Origin of the sequence: Sphaerisporangium sp. B11E5 (genome assembly GCF_039871875.1) — a bacterium.
In the GTDB taxonomy this organism is placed as follows: domain Bacteria; phylum Actinomycetota; class Actinomycetes; order Streptosporangiales; family Streptosporangiaceae; genus Sphaerisporangium.
The window spans coordinates 80658-105817 of the sequence record NZ_JBDPMD010000016.1 but is presented as its reverse complement, the minus strand read 5'-3'; the positions used below and the strand labels follow the sequence as shown (position 1 = coordinate 105817).

The 25160-nt window shown below is 66.0% G+C and carries 7 protein-coding genes and 2 pseudogenes; 8 read left to right on the top strand and 1 reads right to left on the bottom strand.

Annotated elements, in window-relative coordinates; all coding sequences use genetic code 11:
- Positions 1–501: 501 nt before the first annotated feature.
- On the bottom strand, positions 502–3801 hold the full coding sequence (locus tag ABGB17_RS17440) for a hypothetical protein (RefSeq protein WP_347630650.1): 3300 nt from the start codon (positions 3799–3801) through the stop codon (positions 502–504).
- A gap of 177 nt (positions 3802–3978) precedes the next feature.
- Between ABGB17_RS17440 and ABGB17_RS17435 the strand changes: the two are divergent.
- From ABGB17_RS17435 to ABGB17_RS17400, 8 genes and pseudogenes are all read left to right on the top strand, one after another.
- Positions 3979–5219, top strand: a pseudogene (locus tag ABGB17_RS17435) (IS30 family transposase).
- Positions 5220–5306: 87 nt separating this feature from the next.
- On the top strand, positions 5307–6365 hold the full coding sequence (locus ABGB17_RS17430) for an IS110 family transposase (RefSeq protein WP_347630648.1): 1059 nt from the start codon (positions 5307–5309) through the stop codon (positions 6363–6365).
- A pseudogene (locus tag ABGB17_RS17425) lies at positions 6366–6566 on the top strand (IS30 family transposase); the annotation flags it as partial.
- 576 nt (positions 6567–7142) lie between these two features.
- On the top strand, positions 7143–8177 hold the full coding sequence (locus ABGB17_RS17420; protein ID WP_347630646.1) for a serine/threonine-protein kinase: 1035 nt from the start codon (positions 7143–7145) through the stop codon (positions 8175–8177).
- A gap of 79 nt (positions 8178–8256) precedes the next feature.
- Entirely contained in the window at positions 8257–11175 is a 2919-nt protein-coding gene (locus tag ABGB17_RS17415; protein WP_347630644.1) for a DEAD/DEAH box helicase, read from the top strand.
- On the top strand, positions 11175–16322 hold the full coding sequence (locus ABGB17_RS17410) for a class I SAM-dependent DNA methyltransferase (protein WP_347630642.1): 5148 nt from the start codon (positions 11175–11177) through the stop codon (positions 16320–16322). The genes ABGB17_RS17415 and ABGB17_RS17410 overlap by 1 nt, the downstream gene beginning before the upstream one ends.
- Positions 16319–22804, top strand: a complete 6486-nt coding sequence (locus ABGB17_RS17405; protein ID WP_347630640.1) for a DEAD/DEAH box helicase — start codon at positions 16319–16321, stop codon at positions 22802–22804. The genes ABGB17_RS17410 and ABGB17_RS17405 overlap by 4 nt, the downstream gene beginning before the upstream one ends.
- Entirely contained in the window at positions 22801–24978 is a 2178-nt protein-coding gene (locus tag ABGB17_RS17400; RefSeq protein ID WP_347630638.1) for a UvrD-helicase domain-containing protein, read from the top strand. The genes ABGB17_RS17405 and ABGB17_RS17400 overlap by 4 nt, the downstream gene beginning before the upstream one ends.
- Positions 24979–25160: the final 182 nt, after the last annotated feature.

Here is a 25160-nt window from a genome sequence, read left to right as displayed (position 1 = left end):
GCAAGGGAGAGTCGTCTAAGTCAGGTATTAATTCCGAGCGGCTGATCTAATAGTTGGCAATAAGGCGTTTGGCTGCGAGTCCGTGCGGGCAGGTTGGATAGTTACGTTCACAACAGTTTGAACCGTCGACATGACGGTCCATCCCTGAGCTGTATGCGGCATGGCGTACTCTGGCGGCTTCGGAGTCTTGGCGTAAAGCGGTGACGAGAGAATGAACCTGCGCTGGTCGACGGCAATATTCGAGGCGATCGCCATCATCTCAGCACTAGGTGGGCGAATGCGTCGCCGGTATGGTCATGGCCGTGTGCGGTGGTCAACTACTTGGCTCCTGTAGCTCGGCATCGAGGTCGTCAATATTGGGCGGGAACCATCGGCTGGGCTGGCATACGTCTACCACCGGTGTTAGCGGTATCTCCAGGCGCTCCTACGGTCACCAGTTCTCCGAGTCCTCCATTAGTTGGCACGTGTCACTGGCAACGCTATGGTTCGATCGTTTAACGGTCACATAAGTGGTTCTTGTGACAATCGAGTCCGGACGCTGCGGCGCGGGTCGGATCGTAGCAGCTCTACAATTTCCAGTCTGCCCGGATCTAAGATGGGTGCCCTCATGAGGGCGGTGGCCAGCTCCCGGCGCACGCTGGGATTCTTGTCGGTAGCTAGCTGTAGGGCTATTTCGTGAGGAAGTAGTGCCGGACTGTCACCCCAGCGGTAAGCGGCGAGGGCTCGCAATGCTGGATATGGGTGGGTGGCGGATTGTTGGGGGTGCAGTGTCGAATGCGCGGTTGGCAGGCGGGCAATTGCTTTACCAATATGCCATTGAACATTTACGCCCTCCGCTCCCAGGGTGGTGAGGGCTATGTGCTCGATTTCCGCAGATTGGTCTGGATCTGGATCGAGCATAGCTGCACAACGTAGAGCCATGATTGGCAGCGTGTTCTCCTCATGTTGCTTGACGGGGCGGTCGCAGTATCGCCCTCTGGCGAGGTCCAGAAGGCGTGAAAGACATAGACGCTTTGTCTGGGTGTCGACGTGGGAACTGAGGATGTGCAGGGCGCGGATATCGCGGTCTCGGTTTCGATAAGATTTCCGTTGGTTGAGGGCTCGATCGAGTAGGGTGACGGCGAAATCATTCTTGGTTTCTTGGTCGAGCACAGTCGCAAGTGTGGCATCAGTTGGGGCGTTCCAATGTATGGAGTTCCCATCCGTCTCGCCCGGTTCGGTGGGAGAAAGTTGGCGTTCTACAACCGTACGCGCCAGAGCCAATGTGGGGGCTGGGTCGGCACCGGCTCGGATGATCGCGAGGCAAGCGGGGAGGCTTTTCGATATAGAATGACTTAGAAGGCGGCTTAGTAGTTCGGCGTGCCTCTTCGCTCGTGCAATGTCGGTCCAGATGAATTCACCCATTCGCTCGTCGGTGAGCAATGGCGGGATGAGGAGTGATATGGCCTGCTCGTAACCGAGTTCAGCCAGAGAGATCAGGATATGGGCAACTTGTTTGTCGATCCCTCTGAACCATCCACTCGGCTCCGATAGCAGTAGCTCAAGCTGCTGAAGCAGGCGTTCAGCTTGGCGGCCATTCAAGACATCGGCAACTGCCTGAAGTACATCGAAGGCGTGCACATACGGCGATGGTTCTATGGATGGGAAGCTAATCGGATCTAGCGAGATTTCGTCCAATGCCTTATCCGCCCACCATCGGGCATCGTCATCCTTGAGGAGATCGCTGACCGTGGCGCTGGCCGCGTATGCTGCGGCCCGGCTTGTTGGCACAGCGTTGTGTGGGGCGGCGGGAACGTGTGCGGGTTGCTCCGGGAACGAACGTGCGGCTGCCGCCGCACGTTTCGCCGCCCCTGAACGTATGTAGCAGCCTGTAGCTTGAACGGCATCTCCCTGATTTTCGAGCAGGGAGCCTAAGACTTTTTCTGCTTCGAGCTCACTGGTAATCTGCGCGCGTACGACTGCTTGCCACCGCCAGCGCTGAACTTGCCGGAGACCCTCTCCCGGAGTGGTGTCGTCCTGGGCGGCTCTCAGCGCGAGTTCTGAAACATGTGGCGACCCAGGGAGCGTGCTTGGTCTGGCGTGCGGTCGCAGTGCTTGAGCGATCGAGTGCTGTGGATCATCATGACTGGTGTCGAACCAGAATCGCACCGTACGCAGGGCATATAGCCAGTCGGCCGCCTCGTCGAACATCTTCTCGGCCGACGCACGCTCGATTGCCTCGAGATAAAAATGCTGGGAGTTGGGTCCGTCTCCAGATAGGGCAAGATAGCGAGCATTGCGAGCATAAAGCCACGCGATCATGCGACGTGGTAGGAGACGGTGCATCTCACGCACCAGATCTCCCCATTCACCAGTGGCGTCGGCAAGACACATGCGGACACGAACGGCGAGCTCTTTGACGCGAGAGCCTCCTGGGGCCACCGACCTGTCCACGATCGCTCTCAAGGGGTCGAGTCGTTCGAGTACCAGATTAGGCTGGCCATCGGCTATGGCTTCCTCGCAAAGAAATACAGCCGCTCTGAGCTCATCGTGATCTCCTGTCGCGAGGGCATCGAATTTCGGCACATAGCTCGCTAGATCACTACCCTTAGCAACCCATACGGCGGCGTCCACCACATCGAGGAGACGTCGAGATTCCTGTGTGAATGATATCCTGTTGCCTTCATGATCCGCCCTGTCCAACAGTGCGAAGCCGGCCTCCCAAGGCTGGACGCGATCGAGGTGATCCCAAGCCAAGCTGACGCTCAGTCGAACTGCGGCCTCTACTTCCCCGCAAGCTCGCAGAGCCTCCGCTTCCCTCCTCTTCATCAGTTCGGCATGAGGTGTGAAGTTGGCCGATCGTAGACGCTCAGATAGTTCGGCGTAGTGCACGGCCGCTCGATTGTCTCCAGCCTTGAGCAGGCGTTTTGCCTCGACCTCAGACGCCCTCAGATCAAGAGAGTCCAGAGGACCGCGGACAATGGCGTCGACCTCGATGTCGTGGGAAGACGCGGAGGAGACCTCTGCGGATCTCGGCTTCAGCCCACGTCTTCGAAGGTGACGCAGTACCGTGTCAGCGTCGACGACTCCAGCCATCCGTCCCCATGTTTTTGCCAAGTCGGCCAGGTCACCGAATAGGCTTCGAGATGTGACATCAAAGCTTTCCGCAATCGGCGTTATACGATCGAGTGCTTCCTGGAGATCTCTTTCGCCTTCCTCGACCAGAGGACACCAGACATGAAGGTTGTGCAGGAAGGCGTGGGTGGCGGCATGGACCCCACCGAGAGTTGGTGCACCCCTGGCTTGAGCAATTGTGACAGCATCGCGGATCTTGTTCAGTCGTTCCCGGTACTTCTCGGCGAAAGCTCCTTTGACTGAAGATTCGAAAAAGGTGCGTTCGCTAGCATGGGCTGCTGCTCGGCTGGCTAACTTGGAGAGTTGTTCCAGATCGCCTTTAGGCTTGGCTACAATTCCTAAGCAGATATCTCCAAGCGCGACCCCCTGGGCGTTTTCGTCGAGAACATGGAGAGCTTGTGTTATTACATCAATGAAATCGTGGTTCCTGGGTGACACTGTCAGGGAGGTCTTGACCTGGAACTCTGTATATAGGGCAACGGGCAGCTGTCTACCGTAGACGACGATGTCATCGAGCAGATGACCCCTGACCCGCTGTTGAAGGGCCAGTGCGGCTATGGGAACCGGCAGTCCCGGAGGGTGTGTCCCCCGCAACAGGTGTGTAAGCATTATCGCTGCGATGCGGTACTCGAACAACGTTCCAGCGCCACCGGTCGCCTCTGCGGAGACGATCTTCTTCTTGGGCATGATATTGAAACGATAGCGCTGTCGGCTGGCCTCAGCCGTACTCAATCACTTAGGTGTGCCAGTCAATGGTGGTTCCCGATCTTGTTTGATAGCGTTGGTTGGGGTCAGACGGCCTTCGAAGCCGTTACGGCTGTTGGCCGTCTCACCGCCGGAGCGCTGGTCCTTGTCGTAGCCCAGATGGTCAGTCAACTTCCCCTTCCAGGGCAGACGGTGGGATCTCGGTGGTTCCGCGAGGGTGGCGGCATGCCGTTGATCGAGCTCAGTGCGCCATCGGGCAGGTATCTGTCGTTCACCGAGCGGGAGGAGATCGCCCTGCTCAGGGCCCAGCACAAGGGAGTTCGTGAGATCGCGCGCTGGCTGGGCCGGTCGCCCTCGACCATCTCGCGGGAACTGCGGCGTAATGCCGCCACGCGAGGTGGCCGCCTGGGTTACCGGGCATCGGTCGCGCAGTGGAAGGCCGAGTTGATGGCGCGACGCCCAAAGACGCCGAAACTGGTGGCCGATGCCCGGCTGCGGGAGTACGTGCAGGCCCGGCTGTCGGGTCAGCTCCGGGGGCCGGCCGGTAAACCGGTAGCCGGTCCGCGGGCCTCGGTCTGGAAGGGCCGCAACAAGCCCCGGCGTCAGGACCGTTTGTGGGCGCTGTCATGGAGTCCTGAGCAGATCTCCCACCGGCTCAAGGTGGACTTCCCCGATGATGAGTCCATGCGCATCTCGCACGAGGCGATCTACCAGGCCCGGTTTATCCAGGGCCGCGGAGCGCTCAACCGCGAGATGGTCGCCTGCCTGCGCACCGGCCGTGCACTGCGTGTCCCCGCGCTCGCAGCAGGCGTCAGGCCGGCGGCCATGACACCCCGGACGTGGTGATCAGCCGGCGGCCTGCCGAGGTGGAGGACCGTGCCGTCCCAGGCCATTGGGAAGGCGACCTCGTCATCGGCACCGGCAGCTCGGCGATCGGCACCCTGGTGGAGCGCACGACCCGGTTCACCCTGCTGTTGCACCTGCCCCCGATGGAGGGCTACGGCACTGCCGAACGGGTGAGGAACGGCCCGGCACTGGCCGGCCGCGGTGCCCAAGCCGTGCGGGACTCCATCACCAAACAGATCACCGCGTTCCCCCAGCAACTGCGCCGCTCGCTGACCTGGGACCGGGGAACGGAACTGGCCCAGCATGCCCAACTACGCATCGACACCGGCGTGCAGGTCTATTTCGCCGACCCCCACAGCCCCTGGCAGCGCGGCACCAACGAAAACACCTATTGGGCAGGGTGGGGTGTGTGGGGCTGCTCCGACGGGAGAGGCTCGACGTTGGGTCGTTGGGTGACTCGGAAAACACGTGCCGGAAGGCTTTCCGTTGATATGTCCACAGCGGCCCGCAGGGCGAGAGTCCTGGCGGGGAGTGACTTGATAGAAGCCTGCTGAGCCGTCAACTCGCAATAGGTCTGTCCCCCTACCTGGGCTCTCGCCTCTGTCTTCGTCAACTACGACAGCAGGGAACAGGACGTTTCGATGGTGACAGTGGGGATCGACCCGCACAAGCACGTGCACGTCGCGGTGGCCGTCGGCTCCGACGGCCGACGCATCGGCAAGCCGCTCACGGTGAAGAACGACGCGCTGCTGATGACCATGCTTCTCGACTGGGCCCGGACGATCACCGATGGCTCTGCCGTCACCTGGGCCATCGAGGACGGCCGCGGCTTCGCCCGCCGCCTGGCCGACGGACTGTTGCTCGCCGGCCACGAGGTGGTCTGGGTTCCCACCCGCCTGACCGCCGCCCACCGCAAACTCCACGCCGCCACCGGCGCCAAATCCGACCCCGTCGACGCGGTCGCGGCCGCCCACGCAGCCATCGCCACCCCCGATCTGGCCCGGCACCGCATCGATGAGCACATCCGTGAACTGCGCGTCCTGGTCGACTACCGCACCGACCTCATCAAACGCCGCACCATGCTGATCAACCAGCTCAAGGCCCAGTTCCACGTCTGGCTCGACCACACCCCAGGCGACCTCACCCGCCCCAAGAGCCTGGACTCGCTGACCTCCCTGCTGAACACCGCCCAATTGGGCGCCCACGTCCGCCGCGTCCTCCTGGCGATGACCTCCGAGATCTCCGGAGCCAACCAGCGCGTCCGCGACCTCGACACCACCATCAAACAGATCGTCAGTCCGCTGGCCCCGGCCCTGCTGGAGATCACCGGCATCAGTCATAATTCCGCGGCGGTCCTGATCTCCCAGATCGGAGACATCACCCGCTTCTCCAGCTCAGCCAAGCTCGCCCGCTACACCGGCTGCGCACCGATCCCCGTCTACTCCTCAGACCAGGAACGTCACCGCCTGCATCGAGGCGGCAACCGCCGCCTCAACAGTGTTGTCTACACCGCAGCCATCGTCCAGAAACGCTTCCACCCCGCCGCCCAAAAGCTCCTGGCCCGGCACGAACCCGCCAAAGGCAAACGAGGAGCACGACGCATCCTCCAACGCCACCTCATCGACGTCATCTACCACGCCATGACCACCGACCAAGCGACCTGGCACCACCACATCGCCCGCCACCACCCCCTCGCTTGACATAGAAGCATCAACGGCCTACTGCGCCAGTACTTCCCCAAAGGCACCGACCTGTCACGATGGGATGCCGAACAGCTGGCGGCCGTCGCGCTCGCACTCAACACCAGGCCCCGAAAGACCCTCGGGTGGAAGACACCGGCAGAAGCCCTCAACGAGCATCCAAACTCACTGCTGAACAGCACTGTTGCGACGACTCCTTGAACCCAAGTTGGCAGCCCCTGTCCGAGTGATGGATCAAGCTGTCCCGTTGCGATCGCCGGGCCCCTGCCGGCTGGCCGCGGTCGCGCTGCCACATCGCCATCTCCAGCGCCTCCAGGCCGGCCACCTTCCCACCGAAGCCGAGGAACGGATCGACCGTTGTTCCGCATCCGGCTCGGCCTCACCGCCGTCGACCTCGCCCTTGCCCTGAACCACGAACCGGCGGATCTCCCAGGCGCCCTCATCCAAGTAGCCGCGCAATCCGGAGACGCCTATGCCTACCAGGAGGTGCTGAACCATGCGCCTTTCCGAACCTCCACCACACCAGCTCAGGCGGAACAACCCCTCGCAACAGCCTAACGTGCCGCACTCGGTCAAGGCTCCATCTCACCGCACCTCCTCAAGGAACTCACAGCATCCGCCCACACCGCCACGGCTATCCTCAAGCAAGCCCTTAGCGAAAGCCGAGCGGCTTCCTAGCTGGTTCCGGGAATTGTCTAACGCTTCCTGGTCATCCCCGGGTAAGTATCAAACGTCACATCTGTACGTCCCGATCTTCCCGACGACAGGCAGGCGCTGATGGATCCGCTGCGTGACCCCGATCCGCGCGAGATCGGGGGGTTTCGTCTGGAGGGTCGTCTGGGGCAGGGTGGGATGGGTGTGGTGTTCCTCGGGGTGTCGCCGGCGGGTCAGCGGGTCGCCGTCAAGGTGATCCGGGAGGGCCTCCTTGATCGTCAGGACATCCGGCAGCGGTTCGCAGGAGAGGTCAAGGCGCTCAAGGCCGTGTACGGGTCCCGCATCGCATCCCTGGAGAAGGCCGACGCCCTGGCGGAGCCGCCATGGCTCGCAGTCGAATTCGTCCCGGGCGAGACGCTCGACACCCACGTCAGGGTGCGGGGAACTCTCGCGCCGCACCTGGTGGCGATCCTCGGGGCGACCCTGGCCGAAGGGCTGGCGACGATCCATGCGGAGGGGCTGCTGCACCGTGACCTCAAGCCGCACAACATCATCCTGGGTGAGGGCGGCCCGAAGCTGATCGACTTCGGCCTCGCTGTGCTGGCCGAGCGAATGCAGGTGATCACCGAATCCGGCGTCCCGATCGGGACGCCGGTCTGCATGGCACCGGAGCAGGCCAGAATCGAAGAGCTCACGGTCGCGACCGACGTCTACACACTGGCCGCTACTCTGCTCTATGCGCTGACCGGGCACTATCCCTTCCGCGCCGATGACGTGCGGGTGCTGATCTACCGGATCGGGCATGAGGACATCGCCCCGGATCTGTCTGGAGCGGATGGGCCGCTGAAGGAGTTGTTGGAGGCCATGTTGGCGTTCGCCCCTGCCGATCGTCCGTCGCTGGCCGAGGTGACCGATCGTCTCGTTGGTATCGCGATCGAGAGCGGGATCACGGTCGCCGAGGCGCGTACCGGTCTGTCGACGGCGACTTTCTGCGTCAAGGGTCCAGGGCCGGAGGTTGTCTTCCCTCAGGAGGCGGAGGCGCCGACTGAGCTTGTCGCGCCTCCGTCCCAATTCGCCGGGTCCCAGGGCTCGCCGGGGCCGATCGGATGGCTCTCTGATCGGCTCCGCCGGTCGTATGCACGTCAGCCGTCCCTGTGACCGGCCGCGAACCTGTGACGGGCCAGGGAACGACGACGGCGCTGGAAGCACGGAAAACTTGGCAAGTGAAGGGGATGGCGTGACCACCCAGGATGGGGCCGTTCGGGACGAGACCGCCTTCGCGCCGGGGGCGCGGATTCTCGCGCGGGACGAGGAGTGGCTGGTCCACAACTCCGAGACGATCGGCATCGAGGAGGTGGACGGGCGGCAGATCCTCCACTCGAAAATCAAGGCCGTTGGCATCTCGCCTTTCGTCCAAGATGAGCAGGCCACGTTCTTCACTCAGCTGGAGCCGGTCAGCTTGCTCCGGCCCGAGAAGACCATCCTGGTGGCCGACCCCAGCTCCCGGTTCAGGCGGAGCCGGCTCTTCCTGGAAGCGGTGATCCGCAAGACGCCGTTACCCCAGTCTGAGCGGGGTCTCGCGCTGCCTGACGCCTTCCTGATGGACGCGAAGATCTACCAGCAGCGCCCCGCTGAGCTCGCCCTGCGCGGCCTGAGGCCAAGGATCCTGATCGCCGATGTCGTCGGCTTGGGCAAGACTCTGGAGATAGGGCTGCTCCTGGCCGAGCTCATCCGCCGAGGCCGGGGAGATCGCATCCTCGTGGTAACTCCACAGCACGTGCTGGAGCAGTTCCAGCACGAGCTGTGGACTCGGTTCTCCATCCCGCTGGTCCGGCTGGACTCGGTGGGGATCTCGCGGATCCAGCAGCGCATCCCCTCGGGCCGTAACCCCTTCACGTACTACAAGCGGGTCATCATCTCGATCGACACCCTGAAGAACCGCGACATGTACAAACACCACCTGGAGAGCATCCAGTGGGATGCCGTGGTGATCGATGAGTCGCACAATCTGATCGGGGAGGCCAGCCTGCGCAACCAGTTGGCCAAGGTGCTCGCGCCGCGGGCCGACGCGCTCATCCTGGCAAGTGCCACCCCGCACAACGGTGACAGGAAGTCCTTCGCCGAACTGATCAATCTCCTCGACCCGGCGGCCATCGCCGACAAGGACACCTACTCGGCCGAGCAGATCGCGCATCTTTACATCCGGCGCACGAAGATCAGCCCGGAGGTCCGGAACGCCGTCGGCAAGGAGTGGGCCAACCGTGGGCCCTCGGTCCCTGTCTACTGCCCGGCGACCCCCGCCGAGGAGACGATTCTCGCGGAACTCTCGAGGGTCTGGCTCGCCGGTGAGAGCCTGGTCGATCACAAAAGGCGGCTGTTTCCTTACACCTTGTTCAAGTCGTTTCTTTCCTCCCATCGGGCGCTCGCCGCGACAGTCATTACCCGGCTGCACACGATGAGCGAGCAGACAGGCCTGAAACAGGAGCGGGAGACGCTGGGCCGACTTGTGGGAGAGAAGGGCAGCGTCGACCTCCGGGGCGAGCGGGAAGCGGTTCAGCGTCTGGGCGCGAAGATCGCGCCCAGTCTCAGACCGGAGTGGGACGCTTTGGCGCGCCTCGGTGAGCTCGTCGGCGCGATGACCGACCATGACTCCGCCAAATTGGCCCGGTTGGTGACACTGCTCAGGGAGATCGGAGTCGGCCCGCGCAGCGACCGCCGGGTGGTCGTCTTCTCCGAGCGGATCGCCACGCTGAAATGGCTCGCCGAGGTCGTGCCGCCCCTGCTCGAGTTCACCGACGGCAGCGCCGTCCGGCGGATGGACGGCACGTGCTCCGACATCGAGCAGATGGAGATCATCAACGAATTCGGCCGTGGCGGCAGCCCGGTGCGTCTGCTGTTCACGGGCGACGTCGCGTCCGAGGGCGTCAATCTGCACAAGCAGTGCCACCATCTCATCCACTACGACCTGCCGTGGAGCCTCATCCGGATCGAGCAGCGCAACGGCCGCATCGACCGGTACGGCCAGCGTGAGCAGCCGCAGTTCCACGCGCTCATGCTCACCTCCCAGAGCGGTGCGAAGGACGACAACACCGTCTCGACGCGGCTCCTGGAGCGGGAGGCGACGGCGAATGCCAGCCTGGGCAGCGCGGAGTCGGTCACCGGCCTCTACCGGGCGGACAAGGAGGAGCGCAGACTCATCCAGGACCTGCTCGCGGGGAAAACCGTGGATCAGTCCTTGGACGAGTCGGCGCCGCAGGACGAGGGCTGGGCCGCGTTGATGGGGGAGAACGTCGCGCCGGCCATCGAAGCCCCCGCCCGGGCGAAGATCCCGAGCCTCTTCGCACAGACCCGTGACTTCGTCGAGGAGGCCATCCGCGAGGTATACGGCGATCACGGCCTGAACCTGGAACGGGACGCGGACATGTTCCAGTTCACCCCGCCGACGGACCTGTGGCACCGGCTCTCGCTGCTTCCTCCGTCCTACCTCAAGGAACGGAACATCCGGGAGCAACTCCGGCTCACCTTCGACCGCGAGACCGCCCAGGAGCGGCTCGACCTCGCCCGCAACGACGAGAACACCATCTGGCCGGACATCGCCTACCTCAGCGACATCCATCCGGTCGTCGAATGGCTGGTCGACAAGGTTCTCGTACGGCTGGGCCGCCAGCAGGCGCCGGTGATCGTCGCGGAGGTGGGCGACCCGGTCTTCCTGGTCCAGGGCATCTACTCCAACGCCCACGGCAAGCCCACCGTCGTGGCCTGGATGGCCGTAACCGGCCTGCCCGGCGCTCCGGTCGTGCGGGACATGTTCGAGACGCTCGAACGAGCCGGTGTCGGACCGCGCCTCAGCAACACGAACGAGACGGTCGACCTGGCCCACCTCCAGACGCTCGTCGGCAGCGCGGTGCAGGCGGCCCGTGATCATGTGGAGGAGCAACGGGCCGGGTGGGACGCGGAGGTCGCGGTGCCGCTGGAGGACTACCGGAGCCGACTGGCGAAATGGCAGCAGGACAGTCTCCCCGGTCTGCCGAGAGGCCGGGACAAGGATGCCGTTGTGGAGACCGCGACCAGGCAGGAGGAGCTGGTGAACAGCTTGATGACCACGGGTGAACCGCTCATCAGGGTGCTGGCCGTGCTCGCAGGGAAGGGCCGCTGATGGCTTTCGACTCCCTGGTCAACCGTGGCGAGTACTTCTCCAGTCACTACCTGGCCGAGATCCTGGCCGGTGAGCTGAAGCGCGGCGTCCTGGCCCGTTGGGCCGATGAGGAGAAGGCAGGCCGCAGAACGCCGCGGCTCGGCCTTCGCGCCCTGCGCCGCCCTGCCAGGGGGGAGCGGGGTTTCTTCGACGACCGTGGTTTCTTCATCGAGTACGGCTCCCGCCCCGACGACGACCCGCCCGCCGAGGCCGAACGGGCCGAGCGTGATAAGAAACTGCACGAACTGCACATCGCCGTGCTCGGCGCGCTTGGCTTCCGAGCGCAGCCGCGAGAGATCGAAGTGGTCAACTCCGGTAGGACCTGTCAGGTTCCCGTGGCGTACGCGGACCAGAGTGTGATCGCCGTCGAGTGTGGCTGGGCGGCGACCGTCGATGCCGCCATGGACCAGGCGACCGCGGGCAGACTCCTCACCCCGGTCCGGCTGGACACCCGGGAGTCGATCGACACCGGAGCGGACCTCGCCTCGTTCCTGTTCTCCGCCGAGCAGCCGCCAAGGTATGTGCTGATGCTCGCTGGCGGCGTGCTGATCCTCGCCGACCGCCACACCTGGGGTGAGCGCCGCTATCTCGGCGTCAGCCTGGACCTCGCCTTCGGCCGTGGCGACCTCAAGCCCGGCGGCGAGCTCGACATGATCGCCGCGCTGTTCGGCGCGGACACACTGCTGCCTCCCGCCGAGGGCGGCGCCGAAGCCCTCTCCGCGCTGGTCGACGGATCCCGGCAGCACGCCGTCGGCGTGTCCGAGGAACTGCGCGAGGGGCTCCGTATCTCGGTCGAACTCATCGCCGACGAGGTGCTGGCCAGGTTTCGCCAGGCCGATGTGCGTCCCGAGGAGTTCATCGACCCCGGGCAGCTGACCCACGAGTCGCTGCGCTACCTGTACCGGATTCTTTTCCTGCTCTACGCCGAGGCCCGGCCCGAGCTGAAGATCCTCCCTGTCGATGACGAGGCCTACGTCGAGGGGTATGGCCTGGCCCGCCTGGGTGACCTGGTGGTCCGCGACCTCGTCGGAGAGGCAGCCCACGGCTTCCACCTGTATGAGTCGCTGGACCTGCTCTTCCGCATGGTCAACCAGGGCCACCAACCGCGCGAAGTCGTGCGAGCCGATGGGAAGCGATCCGATGGTGAGGGGCTGCGCTTCGAGGCGCTTCGCTCGGAGCTGTTCGACGCAGGGAAGATCAGCTTGATCGGCCGCCGAGGCACGCCTGGTTCAGGGTCGGGCATCGTCGTGGACACCCGTCTTCGCAACGCGACCCTGCATGAAGTCCTGCGCAGGCTCATGCTCCGCAAGGCGCGGAAGAAGGAACGCGGGGGGTTCATCTCCTACGCGCAGCTCGGAATCAACCAGCTCGGCGCGGTGTATGAGGGCCTGATGTCCTACACGGGCTTCATCGCCAAGGAACGCCTTTACGAGGTCGCGAAGGGCGATCCCAAGGATGGTTCGTGGATGGTTCCCGAGTCGAAGGTCGCCCAGTACGCCGACGAGGTCTTCGTCAAGCGGCCGCACCCAGAGACCGGAGTGATGCAGCGCGTCGTCAAAGAGCCGGGCGGGTTCGTGTACCGTCTCGCGGGGCGGGACCGGCAGACCAGCGCCTCCTATTACACGCCGCAGTCGCTGACCGAGGTCACCGTCCAGCTCGCACTCAAGTACCGCCTTGACCAGGAGGGGGTGACCACTCCGGCCCGTGAGCTGCTCAACTGGCGGATCTGCGAGCCGGCCCTTGGCTCTGGTGCGTTCCTCAACGAGGCCATCAACCAGGTCGCCGCCGAATACCTCCGCCGAAGGAGAACCGAGCCGGACGCGCCGAAGTTCGACGACGACAAGTACCCCGAGGAGCTGCAGAAGGTCAAGGCATACATCGCGCTGCACAACTCCTACGGCGTCGACCTCAACGACACCGCCGTCGAGTTGGCCGAGGTCTCGCTGTGGCTGAACGTCATGCATTCCGGACTGCAGGCCCCCTGGTTCGGCCTGCACCTGCGCCGCGGCAACTCCCTCATCGGCGCGGGCCGCCGCGTGTATGGCACAGCCCAGTTGGCCAAGGCCGCCTGGCTCACCCAGGCGCCGGAGGACGCCCCGTTCTCCACAGGCACGTTGCCGCCGGAGAAGATCCACCACTTCCTGCTCCCCGCGCACGGCTGGGGCGCTGTCGCGGGGGAGAAGGAAGCCCGGCAGCTCGCTTCACAGGACACCGCGAAACTCGCCGCCTGGCGTAAACAGATTCGCCAGCCCCCGACCGGCAAAAAGAAAGCCGGGCAGCGGCGGAGCCAGATCCAGCGGCTGCAGGAACTCGCGCAGCGCGCCGAGTACCTCTGGCGGCTCGTCCAGCAGCGCCTGGAGATCTCCGAACGAGAGATCAGCCGCCGCATCGACGTCTACGGCGCCGATGATCTGCCACAGCCGGCCAAGGCGTACGACCGTGCGGACATTCTCCGGGATCTTCACTTGGTCGGCGCACCCTACTGGCGGCTCAAGACCGTCATGGACGCCTGGTGCGCCCTCTGGTTCTGGCCCGTGGACAAGGCCGACCTCCTAGACGGCTCCGCCGAGATCTACACCCGCCTCCAAGCCCTCACCACCGCACTTCCCGCTCCGTACGGGTCCCGCGACCGCGAGCAGCCGGAGCGATCGGTCCTGAGCGGATTTGGAGGGGATAACGCCGGCTTCCCCGAAGCGTGGGAGCAGGACTCGCTGTTCGGAGGCGGCCTCAAGCAGCTGACGCTCGCGGCCGGTGGCCCAAAGGCCGCAGCCAAGTCGCAGTCGAAGCCAGTGGATCACCTCGCCGGGGTCCGCCCGACGATCCCGCTCGCCGACCTGGACGACTGGCTCGACTTCGCCGAGGCCGTCCTCGGCCGAGCGGACCTGGAGAAGGGGTTGGCTCCCGAGGAGATCGACGACCTCGGCGAACTAGCTCAGCACGAGGACCAGGTCCAGGACGAGATGTTCATGGACCCGCCGACCCGTATCAAGGACCGCTTCCCCTGGCTCGACATCGCCGAGGACATCGCCAAGGCCCAGGGCTTCTTCCACTGGGAAGTCGAGTTCGCCCACGTCTTCAAGCACGGAGGCTTCGACCTCCAGATTGGCAACCCCCCGTGGGTGCGACTCAACTGGGAGGAGGGCGCCGTCCTCGCCGAGCTCGATCCCTGGTTCATGCTGGCGGACAAGCCCCCGGTGGCGGAGTGGCAGGCGAGGAAGGAGGCGTTGCTCGCGGCTGAATCGGACCGGGCGTTTTTTCTGACGGAGCTGGCCAGCAACGTTGGCGCGGTCGAATTCCTCGGCTCCGTCGCGACGCACGATCTGCTTGCGGGCACGCGTCCCAATCTGTATAGGGCCTTCATGGTCCGGGCCTGGCGGAGTCTCGGGCCCTCCGGCATCGCCGGCCTGCTCCACCCCGACAGTCACATGGTCGGGGCTCAGGAAGGGAGGCTCCGTGCCGCGGCCTACCGGCATCTTCGGATGCACGCCCACTTCCACAACCGGCGACTGATCTTCGCGGATGTGGACTGGAACGTCGAGTATGCCGTCCAGATCTACGGAGCTGTGAAAGAGATCGGCTTCACCCATGTGAGCTGGCTGTATGACGTGGCCGCATTGATGGGGTCGTTCGACCATGACGGTATGGGAGAGCGGCCGGGCATCAAGTTCAACGGATACTGGGACCTGCGCCCGCACCGGGACCGGCTCATCGAAGTGAACGAGGACGTCCTGACCGAATGGCAGCTGCTGACCGGGGAGACAGGCGTCCCGGCCGCGGAGACGAAGTTGCTCTACCCGGTGACCAGTGCGGAGCAGGGCGCCATCGCCGCTCTTTCTCAGGTGAAGCGTCGGCTTGGTGCATTCGACCCACGGATCAGCATCGGTTACAACGAGACCAACGCCAAGAAGGACGGGCTAATCGAATGGCGGGCGGGTGCTCCACGGGACTGGTCGGAGGTGATCCTGCGCGGCCCCCAGTTCACCCTCGCCACTCCGTTCGCCAAGCAGCCTCCGCGGATGGGCCGGAACGACCCTGTCGTGAACGTGGCCACGCTTCCCTCTGATGCGGTGCCCACGACCGACTACCAACGAGCGACCGACATTGACCGTTACCAGCAGGCCCAGGACCGCTGGCTCGACCATCGCAAGCTGGCGGAGTTGCGAGCCGACATTGACCTGATCGCCGAGATCCGGGAATCACTCGCGACCAGCAAGAAGGTCTCCCCAGAGGCGGTTTCCGACGGGGAGATTGAGATCCGGCTACGCGCGCTGGCCACCCGCCGGTACACGGAGTTCTATCGGCTCGCCTGGCGGGAGATGATCCCCAACAGCACCGAGCGGAGCCTTTTCCCCGTCCTTATCCCGCCCGGGCCGGCTCATATCCATCTCGTCCGGAGCGCGGCTCTCGCCACCAATCGGGAGACCACTCTGCTCGCCGGGTTCTGGTCCGGGTTGCCGCTTGACTATTTGCTCAGGGTCACCGGACGAGGGCATCTTGACGTGACGGGGGCGCGGACACTGCCCGCTCCCGATCCGGAACACCCTCTGGCGGAGGCCCTGCTGCTCCGGGTCATGCGGCTGAACTGCTTGACCGACGCGTACGCCGACCTGTGGGGCGAGCTCCACACCGACGTCTGGCGAGCAGAGCGTTGGGCTTGCGGCTGGCCTGGGCTGGAGCCACTTGGTGGGGTCGGCCCCGTATGGTCGGCGGCAACGCCGCTTCGGACGGAGCGGGCGCGGCGCGCCGCCCTGGTGGAAATCGACGCGCTGGTCGCGTTGATGCTGCACATGGATGCCGATGAACTTTCCGCAGCTTACCGTTCCAGGTTCCCCCACATGATCACTTACGAGGGTGCCATGTGGTTCGACGCGAACGACCGGAAGATCGCGGAAAATTTCAACGCTTACGGTCACGGCCAGACGAAGGGGCATTTCGAGCAGCTCATGAGGCACCTGGCCGATCCGGGGAAGGTCTCGCCGCCGGAGGGATACTCGGCGCCGTTCTACAAGGCTGACCGGGAAGGTGAGTACCGGCAGGCGTACGCCGCCTTTGCCGAGCGGCTGCGTGCCGCGCGGGAGGCGCAAGCCGTACGGGGGGGTGGGAAGTGAAGCCGACGCTGACGGCGGAGGGGCTGCGGCGGAGCCTGACCCATTACCTGTCGACCACGTTCGCGCTCGCTGAGAGGCCGGTCAGGGAGGCGCTCGGGCAATTTCTCAACGACCCGGAGCAGGGCATCTTCCGCGGTCCCTTCTTGCGGATCCGCACGCCGTTCCAGCAGGCCGAGGCGGGTTGGCGGGAGTGCCTCGGGTGGGCGCCCGCGAGTCTGCCCAGCCCGTACCGGCACCAGGCGGAGGCGTTCAAACGACTCAGCACGCTGCAGGGCGCGGCCGAGCCGACGCTGATCACGACGGGTACCGGTTCTGGTAAGACCGAGTCGTTCCTAATCCCGGTGCTCGATCACTGCAAGCGGATGGGCAAGCCCGGTGTCAAGGCCGTGCTGCTCTACCCGATGAACGCCCTCGCCACCGACCAGGCCGAGCGGATCGACCGTTACCTGGCCGACGCGGGGCTGGCAGGGGTGAAGGCCGGACTGTATATCGGTGATACCCCTGCCAAGGGGTTCGGCAATGTGCTGACCGACCGGGCCGACATCCGGCGGGAACGGCCTGACCTGCTCATCACCAACTACAAGATGCTGGACCTGTTGTTGCAGCGCTCCGAGGACCTGGAGCTGTGGGAGGGCTGCGATCTTGCTTACGTCGTGGTGGACGAGTTCCACAGCTACGACGGAGCGCAGGGCACCGACGTGGCGATGCTGCTGCGGCGCTTGGCCGCCGCGGTCGGCCAGGCCCGGCCGGGTAATCCGATGGGCGGCATCTGCCCGGTCGCCACCTCGGCCACTCTCGGTGAAGGCGGCGACAGCGCGGAGATCCGCATGGTCGCAGAGCAGGTCTTCGGGGTGCCGTTCCCGGCGGCGTCCGTCGTTGTAGAGGACCGGCTGGGTGTCGACGAGTTCATGGGGGAGATCGACTACCGGCTACCTGTGCCCAGCCCCCAGGAACTCGCGGCGTTGCCCGATCCGATCGCTGACCCGTCGGCGATCGAGAAGATCGCCGAGCTTCTCCTTCGGAGAGGGCCGGACTCGGACTACCGTCCGCTGGACCAGGAGCAGCTCGGCGAGGCGCTTCGCAGCCACCTGTTCACGCGGGCGGTGCTCAAGGTGCTGGACGGTGGGCCGCTGACTCCGGCGGAGATGCTCGGCCCGCTTCCCCGCGATGGTGCCTATGGCTGGGACAACGCGTTGCGCAAGGATCCCGGACTGGCCGCGGACGCGCTCGCCCGGTTCGTCGGCCTGCTCGCTCATGCCCGGGGTAAGGACGACAGCCCGTTTCTGCACATCGAGAGTCACTTGTGGGTCAGGGCAGTCTCCCGGCTGCTGCGGGCGGTGACCCCTGAGCCGATCTTCGCCTGGTACGGCGACATGGCCAGGACGACGCAGGTCACGGGTGGCCCCGACACGCCCGCACTGCTGTCTCACACGTATCTGCCTGCTGTGCACTGCCGGCACTGCGGCAGGTCCGGCTGGGCGGCGGTCTCGCCGCTGAAGAACCCCGCCGAGCTGGTCGTCTCGCCGGAGCGGGTCTACCGGGCGTCGGCGACCGAGCGGGCCCGGCTACGGCCCCTCATCGCGGCCACTGTGGAGGAGGCGCGGTCGCAGCTCACGGCCGGATCGGCCTCCGGCGCGGGGGTGGCGGTGCTGGACCTCGGCGGGAGCCGTCTGCGTCCGCTGTCCGCCAGGGACCTGGAGGCCGAGGACGCAGGTATCGACGGTGGCGTCTTCGTTTTCGCGGACCTGATGAACGACCAGGCCGCGAGGGACGAGCGGTGCCCGGCCTGCCAGGAGGACAACGGCACTCTGTTCCTGGGTGCGGGCATCGCCACCCTATGTTCGGTGGCGATCACGCAGCTGTTCACCGGCGGCTACCTGGAACCGGAGCAACGCAAGACGCTGCTGTTCAACGACTCCACCCAGGACGCCGCGCACCGGGCGGGGTTCGTCGCCAACCGCTCCTACCAGTTCTCGCTCCGTTCCCTGCTCGCCTCGCAGCTGTCGGAGGAGGAACCGAGCACGCTGAACGACCTCATCGGATCGCTCATCGATGTCGCCGGGGAGCCCGGAAACCTCGTCGCGGTCGTCCCGCCCGACCTGTACGACCGGCCGGGAATCCACAGTCTGCTCTCCAGCGGGGGCAGCGGGTCGCGGGAGGCGTGGGACCTGATCGGCGAGCGGCTGGCGTTCGCGACGGTGCTGGAATTCGGGCTGCACTCCCGGCAGGGCCGCACCCTGGAGCTGACCCGCACGGCCGCTGCCGAAGTGCTGCTGGAGGACCCCGCGAGGGTCGCCGCTCTGGCCCGGAGTCTGCATGAGCAGATGCGTCAGGAGAACGAGGATCTGCTCGCGCCGGCCGCACTGCCTGGCGAGGCGAGGTACGTCGCGTTCGTGCGGGGGATCTTGGAGCAGCTCCGCCGACGTGGTGCGGTGCGGCACCGCTGGCTCGACCCCTACATCGACCAGGCCGGAGTGCGGCGCTGGCTCATCTGGGGTGGCCGTCCCGACGGCATGCCGGCCTTCCCCAAGGGACGCTCCGCGCCGGCGTTCCTGCTTGACCGGCCCAAGACCGGGAGCCAGTTCAAGGTCGCCACCCGGGCCGGCAGCTGGTATGAGGACTGGACGCGCCGCTGCCTAGGCCTGGACCGGCCGGGCGCGCTGGCGTACCTGACCCGGCTGTTGCCGATCCTGGCGGAGAACGGAGTGCTCGCCGCGCGGACCACGCTCGACGGCGGCACCCGGGTGTACGGCCTGCACCCCGGGCACATTCAGGCATGGAGGCTCGGAGACGACACCGTGGCGCGTGCCGGGGTGGAATGTGACGTCTGTTCGTGGGAGCAGACCCTCCATCCCGACCGGATCGCCGACTGGAACGGTCAGCCGTGCCCGAAGCTTCGATGCTGGGGCAAACTCGGCCCGGCGACAGACCATCGGTACCGGCAGGACTATTATCGGACCCTCTATCGTAGTTCCGGCGCTTTCCGTGTGGTGACCGCCGAGCACACCGGTGTGCTCACCCGGGCACAGCGCGAGGACGTCGAGGCTCGTTTCAAGCAGTCGGCCGGCTACACCGATCCCAACGTGTTGTCGTGCACCCCCACCCTCGAACTCGGCATCGACATCGGTGATCTGTCGGCCGTCATCTTGGCCTCGCTCCCCTCGGGACCCGCCAACTACGTCCAGCGTGCCGGGCGTGCCGGTCGGCGCACCGGCAGCGCCCTGGTGCTGACCATCCTCGATCGGCGCTCGCGGGACCAGTACTACCTGGCCGAACCACGCCAGATGATCGACGGCGAGATCATCCCGCCGGGCTGCTATCTGTCAGCCGTGGAGATCCTGCGTCGCCAGTACCTCGCGCACCTGCTCGATCTGGCCGGCCGGGACAGATTCCCCGGGGTGCCGCCGATGCCGCGGCTCTCCTCCGCCCTGTTCGGCTGGCTGGTGGCGCTCGCCGCCGCGGCCCAGCGGGACGGGGCCCTTCTGGCGGAGCAGTTCCTGGCGCTGTTCCCCGCCGTGGGTGACCAGGAGACCGTCAGCCCGCTGACCGCTTCGGACCTCACTCGGTTCGCGCTCACCGGGCTGGAGGAAGCCGTCAACAGCGCGCAGGAGATCTGGAACGGGCGGGTCGAGGATCTGCGCGCCCGGTTGCGGGCCATCGGCGAGGCCGCCGACGGGCTGGTACCCTCCGACCCCGAGCAGCTCAAAGTCATCAAATCGCTGCGGGCCGAGCGCAGGGCCGTCGCCGAGCACCTCAGCGAGATCGGCATGGCGGGCGCGCACGCCACGATGGTGGAGCTCGGGCTGCTGCCCAACTACTCCCTCATCGACTCCAGGACTGCACTGGAAGCCACCCTTACCTGGGAGGAGAAGACCCCGGCGGGGGACCGGGTCTACCACAGCGAGCTACGGGAATACAGCCGCTCGGCGAAGCTGGCGCTGACCGAGCTGGCACCGGGAAGCTCCTTCTACATCCGCGGATACAAGCACCGCGTCTCAGGGCTGGACATCGGGTCGCCCGAGCGGCCCAGCTGGCAGCAGTGGCGGATCTGCCCCGAATGCGGCTACGTCCGCACCAACCGGGCGGCTCAGGACAGCAGCCGGTGTCCCCGGTGTGGAAACACCGATATCGGCGACAGTGAGCATCTGCATAAGGTGCTGCGGCCCCGGCGGGTGACGGCGCGGGACCGCAGAGACGACGCTCTCATCCGCGACGACCGTGAGCAGCGGGAACGCGTCTACTACAACAACGCGGTCGCGGTCGACATCGACTCCGAGCGGGTGGAACCCCAGGCGTGGCGGCATGCGGAGGTCACTTTCGGCGCCGACTTCACCCGGCACGCGGTGATCCGCACCTTCAACCTGGGCGTCGCCCGGGGAGACCGGGGCGCCGAGGTCGCCTTCGCCGGGCAGTTGGTGCAGATAAATCCGTTCTTCACCTGCGTGACCTGCGGCGGCACCACGATCAACGGCAGGCCTGACGTCGCAGACGCCACGTCGACGGTGTCGGGGCCGCCGAGTCCGGCCGCCGCTCACCACCAGACGTGGTGCAGGCACTACCGGTCCCCGGGCACGGCGACGCACGAGGACCTGATCCTCGCTCACGAGCTCCCCACCGAGGCCCTGCGCATCCTGCTGCCGGTCGCCCTGGCCAGGGTCAGGGAGCGGCTGCTGTCGTTCACGGCCGCCCTACTCGCCGGGATCCACGCACACTACGGCGGCGACCCGGATCACCTGGCCGTCGTGGCCGCGCGGATGCCCGACCACACCACCGGCGTCGTACGGAACTTCCTGGTCCTGCACGACACCCTGCCCGGTGGGACGGGGTACCTGCACCGGCTGGCGTCCTCCGACGCCTTCCGGGATGTGCTCTTGCGTGCCCGCGAGGTCATCCAACGCTGTCCCTGCGTGAGTGAGGCACGCCAGGCGTGCCACCGCTGCCTGCTGCGCCACGTGTCCGGCCGGGACTACGAGGTGGTCAGCCGGACCGAGGCGCTCGACCTGCTGGACCAGCTACTCGGCGAGAACGGGGACAAGTGGGTCATCGCGCCGGTGTCCAGCGTGGCCGGCATCTCCCTGGACAAGCAGGTGGAGAGCGAGCTGGAGGGCCGTTTCCTGCAGGGCCTGCTTGACTGGGCAGGCCGCCCAGACTCCCCCGGCAGTCTCACCGAGAGCGGAAAGGCCGACGGCAAGCACACCGGGGACCTGCGGATCAGCGGACCGGACGGCACGGTCACCCACTGGCGGATGACCTTACAGAACACCCTGCCCGGTACCCGACCCGACGTGGTGTTCGAGCGGTTGGACGCCGCGCGGCTCGTCGTCGCCGTCTACCTGGACGGCTACCGCTACCACGCCAACGTGGAACACAACCGGCTGGCCAACGACGCCGCGATCCGGGCCCGACTGCGCGCGCAGGGGGTGGTCGTCTTCCAACTCACCTGGGACGACGTGGAAGGCTGGACCGGCACGGAGCGGCCCCGCGTCTGGCCGCCCTACCAGGGACTCGCGCAGGACGCCGCCCGCGGCATTCTCCGCGGCCCCCGAGGTGACGGTGATCCGGCTGACCTGGAGCGATACATCTGGACCAACCCCGTCGACCTGCTGCTGAGTTTCCTCGCCTCCCCGGAGGCCGAGTGGCGTCGCCGGGCCGAGGCCGCGGTGGCCGGACTGATCCGCCAACCCGGCGTGGCGAAGACCGCTTCGTCGTCCTCCGGCATCGCTGAGCGGATATCGGCCGCGCTGCGCGGCGAACCCCTGCCGGAACCCACGACCGGATCCATCACCCTGTATCGCGCCGAGGACGACAACCGGTGCCCGATCACTCTCCTGCTGGATGTCCGGGCAGGCGCGGCGGCCCCCATCGTGACCGCGCTGACTGTCCTGGACGACCGGGATGAAACGATCAGCGCCGACGAAGACGCACATCGGCGCCGCTGGGCCGCCTGGCTCTACTGGGGTAATCTCCTCCAGTTCCTGTCGACGGGCGACGGCGACGGCGGGCAGCTCGCCTGGAGTGCCCTCACCGGCTTCGACCCCGCGCAACTCGCCGTGACCGGCGGAACGGGTTTGATGCTCGCGCTCCACGACCAGCCGCCCATCGACCTGTTCGCCGACGATGTGGTCCCCCCGCGTTCCATCGTGGAATCTTCGGTGGCGGAAGCACTGCCAGGGGATGGGGAGTGGGCGGAGATCTTCGAGTATCTGAACATCGAGGAGCCGGGTCTCCTTAGCCTCGCCCAAGAACTCGCCGCACGGGGTGTCCCCGCACCCGAGGTGGGCTACGAGCTGGGGGAGGGGGCATGGCAGGCCGAACTGGCCTGGCCCGCCGCCGAGGTAGGAGTCGTGCTGGCCGCCCGCAGCGAGGACGACTCCGAGGCCGAGAAGCGGGACGCGGCATACGCCCACGCCGGCTGGCTGGCGCGTCCGGCTGTCGACTGGAACGCCGATTCACTGGCTGAGCTGATCAAGGGAGTTCGATGACCGCGGCGACCCTCCGGCTGCTGGACAAGGCCGACCAGGAAGTCGGCAAGCTCGACCGGTCCGTTAAAGGCGCCGTCTACGAGTTCCAGCACAAGTTCCGCAAGAACCCCCACAGCCACGGACTAAATCTCACGCAGCTCAAAGACGGCTCGCGACTGTACTCGGCATGGGTGACCGCGGACTACCGGGCGCTGCTCCTGCACGTCGGGGACGCGGACTACCTGCTGCTGTCGGTGCTGCACAGCAAAGATATCGACGACAAGCTCGACCGGCTCGCCTACCAGATCAACCCCGTGACGGGTGGAATCGAGTTCGTCGACGTCCAACGGATCGAGGACACTGTCCTGCGGCCTGCCAAGGCCCCCGGACTCTTCGATGCCTACACCGCCGAGCAGCTACTCGATCTCGGTGTCGCCGAGCCGCTGCTGCCGCTCATCGCGAAGATCACGACGGTTGGGGAGCTGCGCGGTCTCGCCGCGTCCGCGCCGCAGCTCACGGTCGACATCCTGTTCGGGCTGCACGACGGCAAGAGCCTTGACGAGGTCCGGGAGCAGATCACAGGGCCGGTGAAGGCCGACGACCACATCGATGCCGACGACTTCGCCACCGCCGCCACCCGGCCGGCGACCCTCGTCACCACCGACGACGCGGCCCTTCAGGCCGTGCTCGGCGAGTCCTTCGAACGCTGGACGGTCTTCCTGCACCCGACGCAGAAGAAAGTCGTGGAGCGCAGGTACAACGGGCCCGCTCGGGTGAGCGGAGGTCCGGGAACCGGGAAGACCATCGTCGCCCTCCACCGGGTGAAACACCTGATCGACCGGATCGGCCCCGGACACAGCAAACCGGTCCTGCTCACCACCTTCAACCGCAACCTCGCCGCCGATCTTAAGACGCGACTGCTCGAACTCGGAGGGCAGGAACTCGTCGACCGAGTCGACATCGTCAACATCGACAAACTCGCCCACGAACTCATGGCCCAGGCGTCAGGCCAGGGCAAGAACCGCCGCCTCATCTCCGACGAACAGACCGTACGCGAGTGGCGGCAACTGCTCCTCGAACTCGGAGAGACGGGCTGGGACCCGGAATTCCTCGCCGCCGAATGGTCCCACGTGATCCTCGGCCAGGCAGTCAACTCTCGCGCCGAATACTTCCAGGTCCGGCGGGCCGGGCGCGGCCGGTCCATCAGCCGGCCCGAGCGGGCGAAGATCTGGCAGCTCGCCGAGCGCTTCACCAAGCACCTCGACGACAAAGGACTGTGGACCTGGCGGCAGGTCGCCGAGCACGCGGCCAGACTGGAGATGGAACGAGCCGCCAGGGTCCGCCGATACGAGAACGACAAAGCCCGCGTCGGCGGGCAGGAACTCATCCACCGCGCCGCCGAGTCAGGCGCCTGGCTCGACTACCGGTACAAGCACGTTGTCGTGGACGAAGCCCAGGACCTCAACGCCGCGCACTGGAAGATGCTGCGCGCCATGGTCCGCCCCGGACCCGACGATATCTTCCTGGTCGGCGACGCCCACCAGCGGATCTACGACAACTACGTGTCACTCGGCAGCCTCGGAATCAACATCCGCGGCGGGCGCTCCTCCCGGCTGACCCTGAGCTATCGCAGCACCCACGAAATCCTCGACTCCGCCCAGGACCTGCTGACCGGCGAGACCTACGACGACATGGACGACGGTACCGACCATCTCACCGGTTACCGCTCGGTGCTGCGCGGCCCCCACCCCGACTTCCGGGGACTGCGGACCTGGGACGAGGAGCGGAACGCCATCGCGGACCAGATCGCCCAGTGGAACGACGTCCCGCCGTCCGCCATCGCTGTCTGCGTCCCGACCGGGGACATGGTCACCGAGGTCGCCTACCGGCTCGCGGAGAAAGGCATACCCGCGGTGGAGATCGGCCCTGATGGCCCTCGCGGACCGGACGGGGTCAGAGTGGGCACGATGCACCGTTTCAAGGGTCTGGAATTCCAGCGGATGATCATCGCCGGGGTATCCGACGGGCTTGTGCCTCGGCGAGCGATCAAGGCATATCGTGATGCAGATCCGCTGCGGTACAAACGGGAGCGGCAACGGGACCGATCGCTGCTCTTCGTCGCCTCGACCCGCGCCCGCGATTCCCTGGCAATCTTCTGGCACGGCATGCCGAGCCCTTTCCTGCCGGTCCCTTGATGCTCATCGCCGACACGCCGACGCCGGTCTGTGCACTCATGAGCCCTGTCATACAGTCTGCCGCCAAGGCCCGACCGAGGGGTCACGCCCTGTCGCTTAGAGCGCGAACCCCAGGGAGCACCACTGCTACCCCGCGACCAGCACGTCCTCACGGTTCGGAAGCAGGCGTAGAGCGCTTGCGG

Coding starts and splice junctions, on each gene's coding strand:
- ABGB17_RS17440 (WP_347630650.1), bottom strand. CDS start 3,801: ATGCCCAAGAAGAAGATCGTCTCCGCAGAGGCGACCGGTGGCGCTGGA.
- ABGB17_RS17430 (WP_347630648.1), top strand. CDS start 5,307: ATGGTGACAGTGGGGATCGACCCGCACAAGCACGTGCACGTCGCGGTG.
- ABGB17_RS17420 (WP_347630646.1), top strand. CDS start 7,143: ATGGATCCGCTGCGTGACCCCGATCCGCGCGAGATCGGGGGGTTTCGT.
- ABGB17_RS17410 (WP_347630642.1), top strand. CDS start 11,175: ATGGCTTTCGACTCCCTGGTCAACCGTGGCGAGTACTTCTCCAGTCAC.
- ABGB17_RS17400 (WP_347630638.1), top strand. CDS start 22,801: ATGACCGCGGCGACCCTCCGGCTGCTGGACAAGGCCGACCAGGAAGTC.